We start from the raw sequence: 1,556 nt of genomic DNA, 5'->3' as shown, positions 1-1,556 counted from the left end.
AAACCCAGTGCATTAATGCACTATCGTTTGATGAATTCATAGTCAAACGAGGCGAACCGGGGGAACTGAAACATCTCAGTACCCCGAGGAAAAGAAATCAACCGAGATTCCCCTAGTAGCGGCGAGCGAACGGGGAGTAGCCCAGAGTCAGCATCGATATTAGCATCAGGAGAAGGGTCTGGAAAGGCCAGCCATAAAGGGTGATAGCCCCGTATCCGAAGGTGTTAGTATCGTGAGCTCGAAGAGTAGGGCGGGACACGTGTTATCCTGTCTGAATAAGGGGGGACCATCCTCCAAGGCTAAATACTCCTGACTGACCGATAGTGAACCAGTACCGTGAGGGAAAGGCGAAAAGAACCCCGGCGAGGGGAGTGAAAGAGAACCTGAAACCGTGTACGTACAAGCAGTGGGAGCCCCATCACTCAAGTGCCTCGGCAGTTGGGTGATGGTATACCATCACAATAACAGCGCAGGCTTTGCCAACAAGGTTGTTCGGTTTTTTCAAGCCGCAGCGCAGTGTAGCTAGAAGTACACGAGCAGCGGAAGTTAAAAAAGCGGGCAAGATTGGCCGCAAAGACAAGCGGGACATTTGAGGATGGGGTGACTGCGTACCTTTTGTATAATGGGTCAGCGACTTATATTCTGTAGCAAGGTTAACCGTATAGGGGAGCCGTAGGGAAACCGAGTCTTAACTGGGCGTCAAGTTGCAGGGTATAGACCCGAAACCCGGTGATCTAGCCATGGGCAGGTTGAAGGTTGGGTAACACTAACTGGAGGACCGAACCGACTAATGTTGAAAAATTAGCGGATGACTTGTGGCTGGGGGTGAAAGGCCAATCAAACCGGGAGATAGCTGGTTCTCCCCGAAAGCTATTTAGGTAGCGCCTCGTGAATTCATCTTCGGGGGTAGAGCACTGTTTCGGCTAGGGGGTCATCCCGACTTACCAACCCGATGCAAACTCCGAATACCGAAGAATGTCATCACGGGAGACACACGGCGGGTGCTAACGTCCGTCGTGAAGAGGGAAACAACCCAGACCGCCAGCTAAGGTCCCCAAGTCATGGTTAAGTGGGAAACGAAGTGGGAAGGCTTAGACAGCCAGGATGTTGGCTTAGAAGCAGCCATCATTTAAAGAAAGCGTAATAGCTCACTGGTCGAGTCGGCCTGCGCGGAAGATGTAACGGGGCTAAACCATGCACCGAAGCTGCGGCAGCAACAGCAATGTTGTTGGGTAGGGGAGCGTTCTGTAAGCCGTTGAAGGTGGACTGAGAGGTCTGCTGGAGGTATCAGAAGTGCGAATGCTGACATAAGTAACGATAAAGCGGGTGAAAAACCCGCTCGCCGAAAGACCAAGGGTTCCTGTCCAACGTTAATCGGGGCAGGGTAAGTCGACCCCTAAGGCGAGGCTGAAAAGCGTAGTCGATGGGAAACGGGTTAATATTCCCGTACTAAGGGTTACTGCGAAGTGGGGACGGAGAAGGCTAGGCTATCCGGGCGACGGTTGTCCCGGTTTAAGCGTGTAGGTGGGTCGTGCAGGCAAATCCGTACGACTATA

General features: G+C 52.4%; 1 rRNA gene. It reads left to right on the top strand.

The annotated features are described in order from the left end of the window. Nucleotides 1–1,556: ribosomal RNA gene (locus tag G468_RS23280) — 23S ribosomal RNA — on the top strand; the annotation flags it as partial.

Source organism: Arsenophonus nasoniae DSM 15247 (assembly GCF_000429565.1).
GTDB lineage: Bacteria > Pseudomonadota > Gammaproteobacteria > Enterobacterales > Enterobacteriaceae > Arsenophonus > Arsenophonus nasoniae.
This window is presented reverse-complemented; position numbering and strand designations above follow the sequence as displayed.